This is a genomic window from Limnohabitans sp., assembly GCF_046052765.1.
Lineage (GTDB): Bacteria > Pseudomonadota > Gammaproteobacteria > Burkholderiales > Burkholderiaceae_C > Limnohabitans.
Map to the genome: position 1 here is coordinate 1 of NZ_JAVLFQ010000071.1, position 4305 is coordinate 4305.

Consider the following 4305-nt stretch of genomic DNA (forward strand, 5'->3'; position numbering starts at 1 on the left):
AATTACTGCTGCCAATTAATTTTTAATTAATTGGTATCTGACCCCAATTACCCTGCTGACCCCAATTACTGACCCTAATTACCCAATTACCATGACCTTTTCTTCATTTAACGACCTAAATATAACAACAAATAAAACCACAACGTCCAAGGCAAAAAACGCGCAGGATAATCTATGTCATCGGCAGTCAGCCGCCTATGACATAAAGAGGATTTTTCTGAGCTCCCTATCTACCCAAATTGTGCAACGCAGTTTGCAAAGTGTCTGGCACCCTTGTACCCAAATGCAGCACCATGAAACTGTGCCGTTGGTGGCAATACACCATGGCAGTGGCCCTTGGCTTTACGACCACGATGGCAAGCGTTACCTGGACGCCATCAGCTCTTGGTGGGTCAATTTGTTCGGTCATGCCAACCCGCGCATCAACAAAGCATTGAAGGACCAACTCGATACCTTGGAGCACGCCATGCTGGCCGGCTTCACGCACGAGCCTGTGGTTACTTTGTCGGAAAAACTCTCGGCCTTGACAGGTGGTGTGTTGGGCCATTGTTTTTACGCGTCTGATGGTGCATCTGCTGTTGAAATTGCATTGAAGATGAGTTTTCACAGTTGGCGCAACCAGGGAAAGGCTGATAAACAAGAGTTTGTGTGTTTGAAGGCCGGATACCACGGCGAGACTGTCGGCGCCTTAGGTGTGACCGATGTGCCTGTCTTTCGCGACGCTTATGACGCGTTGCTCAAATCCGCGCATTGCCTGATGTCGCCTGATGCTAGGCAGGCGCTGGATGGTGAGACAGCAGACCAAGTAGCGCTGCGTGCCGCGCGTGATCTTGAGCGTCTGTTGCAAGCCAGGGCCTCACACATCAGCGCCGTCATCATCGAACCATTGGTGCAATGCGCAGGCGGTATGGCTATGCATAGTCCGCTCTATGTGCAGGAGGTGCGGCGTTTATGCAGTGCTTTTAATGTGCATTTGATAGCTGACGAGATCGCTGTGGGCTGCGGTCGCACGGGCAAGTTTTTTGCCTGCGAGCATGCGGGTATCTGGCCGGACTTTTTGTGTTTGTCCAAAGGCATCAGCGGCGGCTATTTGCCTTTATCGCTGGTGATGACGCGAGAAGAGATCTACCAATCTTTTTACAGCGACAGCATGGCGCGTGGATTTTTACATTCTCATTCCTATACAGGCAACCCGTTGGCCTGTCGCGCTGCATTGGCAACGCTTGCGATTTTTGAAGAGGATGATGTGCTTGCACAAAACATTTTGCGTGCGGCTAAGTTGAGCGATGCGCTTTTGCCCTTCACGATAGATTCTCGTGTCAAGCATTTCAGGCAGCAAGGCATGATCTGGGCTTTTGATGTGCAAGTGGATGATCCGCACTTGGCCGCTACATTTTCACGTCGTTTTTTTGCGGCTGCTTTAAAGCATGAATTGCTGTTGCGTCCTATCGGTTGTACGGTGTATCTGATGCCGCCTTATGTTTTAAGTGATGCAGACACCTGCTTGCTGGCAGAGCGTTTGCAAACTGTTTTGCATGAGGTTGTCAGTTCATGAATTTCGACAAACTGAATGCATTGCAAAGGCAGTTAGATGAGGTCGATGAAAAAGGTTTGCGTCGTATCAGAAGAACTGTTGAATCTGCTTGTCAAGCGCATATGATGGTTGATGGAAAACCTTTACTGGCTTTTAACAGCAATGATTACCTGGGCTTGGCATCACACCCCTTAGTCGTAGAGAGCTTGAGAGAAGGGGCATCTTTGTATGGCGCGGGCAGTGGCGCATCGCATTTGATCAGTGGACATTCACTGGCGCATGCGCGTTTAGAAGAATTGCTGGCTGCGATGTTTTCACCCTTCATGCCATCTGTCAGGGCATTGACTTTCAGTACTGGTTATATGGCGAACCTGGGTGTGTTGACAGCGTTGGCTGACAGCGCCAAGGGAGACATCACATTTTTTTCAGATGCATTGAACCATGCATCCTTGATTGACGGCATACGTTTGACGCGCGAACCATATCAGGTGTATGAGCATGCAAGTTTGGACGATGTATCTCAACGACTCTCATCTTGCCAAAGCAGCACCAAGGTGGTGGTGACAGACGGAGTGTTTAGTATGGACGGTGATATTGCACCTTTACCAGAGTTACTTAGATTGTGCGAACAACACGGTGCATGGCTGCTGGTGGATGACGCACATGGTTTTGGTGTGTTGGGTGACAGCGGTGCTGGTGTGTTGCAGCATTTCAATTTACGTTCAGCGCAATTGATTTACATGGGTACGCTGGGCAAGGCTGCGGGAGTATCGGGTGCTTTTGTGGCAGCGCATGAACATTTGATTGAATGGATGGTGCAACGCTCGCGTTCTTACATCTACACCACGGCTGCTGCGCCTGCGTTGGCACATGCGTTGTTGACCAGTGTGCGCATGATTTGTGGTGAAGAAGGAAGCCGCCGAAGAGCATTCTTACAGACGTTGATTGAACAGCTATCGACTGCGCCGATTCCTGAAAATTGGCAACGCATGGCGTCAACTACCGCGATTCAACCGTTGGTGATAGGCAGCAACCAAGCGGTGTTGAAGGCTTCGGCTGATTTGATGGCGCAAGGTGTTTGGATCAGCGCGATTCGCGCGCCCACTGTGCCGGTGAATACTGCGAGACTGCGCATCACTTTGTCGGCGTCCCACACAACTGAAGATGTTGACCGGTTGGTGCGGGCTTTGTCGTTTGAAAGCATTTCATGAATCAGTCATTTCCAACCCAAGCGTTTTCGTGTTTCGTCACCGGTACGGACACAGAGATTGGCAAGACTTTGGTGTCGTCTGCATTAGTGCATATGCAGGCACAACGCGGCTGGCGCGTTGCCGCCATGAAGCCGGTAGCTGCCGGGGCCGAATGGCGTGACGGTCGTTGGTGCAATGAAGACGTGGACGCATTGGCGTCGCGTGTGTCGGTGACATTGCCTCAGGAGATCACGTCGCCGTATATTTTTCAAACGCCTGCTGCGCCTCATATTGCTGCCTTCTTGGAAAACAAGGATATTGACAGTAAGCATTTGCTCGACTGTTATCGGCAAGTCAGGGCGCAGACGGATGCGTTGGTGGTTGAAGGCGTTGGCGGCTTTCGCGTGCCTTTGAATGACAGCTATGACACGGCCGACATGGCCGCAGACTTGGGCCTGCCGGTGGTGCTGGTGGTGGGCATGCGACTTGGGTGTATCAGCCAGGCTTTATTGACGGCAGAAGCGATTGCCAGCCGAGGCCTTTCATTGATGGGCTGGGTGGCCAACAGTGTGGATCCGCACATGCTTTACCTGCAGGAAAACATAGATGCGATTGCGCAAAGAATCAAAGCGCCTTTGTTAGCTTGCATTCCCAGACTTGAAGTGGCTGATGTAAAAACGGCGGCGGCTTTCTTTGATTATTTGGGGTCAAATTATTTGGGGTCAGATACCAATTAATTGAAAATTAATTGGTATCTGACCCCAAATAACCCAGCCAATTATCTTCGTTGCTGTGTCACGATGCTATAGCACAGCCCTTGCGCTGACGTGTGTGAACTGCGGTGTATCTCAGTCCATTCTGCAGCATTCAAAACGGGCGCAAACGCGTCGCCCTCGTAATCCGCATCGATCTCAGTGATCACCAATTGCTGCGCCAAAGGCATGGCTTGTGCATACAACTGTGCACCGCCAATCAACCACACTGCTTCGTTGGGAGGAAATAAATCTATGGCGGCTTGTAATGAACTTACCACGTGCGCACCTGTCGCTAAAAAATCTGATTGACGCGATACCACCACGTTGGTTCTGCCGGGCAGGGGTCGGAATTTTTCTGGAATAGATTGCCAGGTGATCCGTCCCATGATGACCGGTTGACCTAGCGTAGTGCGTTTGAAATGCGCCAAGTCTTCAGGCAAATGCCAGGGCAAATCACCATTCACGCCAATGACGTTATTGCGTGAGCGAGCGTAAATCAGGTGTAGTGGCATGTGTCGGAGAAATTGAAAACTGTATTGTCAGACAAAGCTTATTCCGCATTCATCACAGTCTTGGTGCGCGAAGGAAGCAATACTGCGGCGATGGCGGTGACCACGCACACCATGGCCACGTAGTCTTGCCAATGCGGCCATTCACCCACCATGAACGTAGCACACAAGGTGCCCGTGACAGGTACGGCCATGATGCTCATGGCGCTGGTCGCAGGCGGCAGGTCCCGCGCCATGCCAAACCAAATGATTTGTGCAAAGCCGTAATTCACAAAAACCGCATATACCAAACTGCCCCAGGCCATGGGAGAAATTTG

The 4305-nt window shown here is 50.9% G+C and carries 5 protein-coding genes; 3 read left to right on the forward strand and 2 right to left on the reverse strand.

Annotation, left to right across the window (positions count from 1 at the left end; all coding sequences use genetic code 11):
• The first annotated feature begins 217 nt into the window (after positions 1–217).
• From bioA to bioD, 3 genes are read left to right on the forward strand one after another with little or no spacing between them, the layout of a single operon-like run.
• Positions 218–1555, forward strand: a complete 1338-nt coding sequence (gene bioA / locus AC9UG7_RS10865; protein WP_509587604.1) for an adenosylmethionine--8-amino-7-oxononanoate transaminase — start codon at positions 218–220, stop codon at positions 1553–1555.
• A complete protein-coding gene (bioF, locus tag AC9UG7_RS10870; RefSeq protein ID WP_509587596.1) occupies positions 1552–2745 on the forward strand; it encodes an 8-amino-7-oxononanoate synthase in 1194 nt (397 codons plus the stop codon). The genes bioA and bioF overlap by 4 nt, the downstream gene beginning before the upstream one ends.
• Entirely contained in the window at positions 2742–3461 is a 720-nt protein-coding gene (gene bioD, locus AC9UG7_RS10875) for a dethiobiotin synthase (protein ID WP_509587598.1), read from the forward strand. The genes bioF and bioD overlap by 4 nt, the downstream gene beginning before the upstream one ends.
• Positions 3462–3502: 41 nt before the next feature.
• Here bioD and AC9UG7_RS10880 read toward each other — a convergent pair whose 3' ends face one another.
• Positions 3503–3991 (reverse strand): dihydrofolate reductase, encoded by a 489-nt coding sequence (locus AC9UG7_RS10880; protein ID WP_509587600.1) that lies wholly within the window; start codon positions 3989–3991, stop codon positions 3503–3505.
• A 38-nt stretch (positions 3992–4029) separates the two neighbouring features.
• Positions 4030–4305 (reverse strand): EamA family transporter (locus tag AC9UG7_RS10885; protein ID WP_509587602.1); only part of this gene is annotated, 276 nt, incomplete at its 5' end.

Excerpts from the sequence above, each read along its gene's own strand:
- bioD (WP_509587598.1), top strand. The coding sequence starts at position 2,742 with ATGAATCAGTCATTTCCAACCCAAGCGTTTTCGTGTTTCGTCACCGGT.
- bioF (WP_509587596.1), top strand. The coding sequence starts at position 1,552 with ATGAATTTCGACAAACTGAATGCATTGCAAAGGCAGTTAGATGAGGTC.
- AC9UG7_RS10880 (WP_509587600.1), bottom strand. The coding sequence starts at position 3,991 with ATGCCACTACACCTGATTTACGCTCGCTCACGCAATAACGTCATTGGC.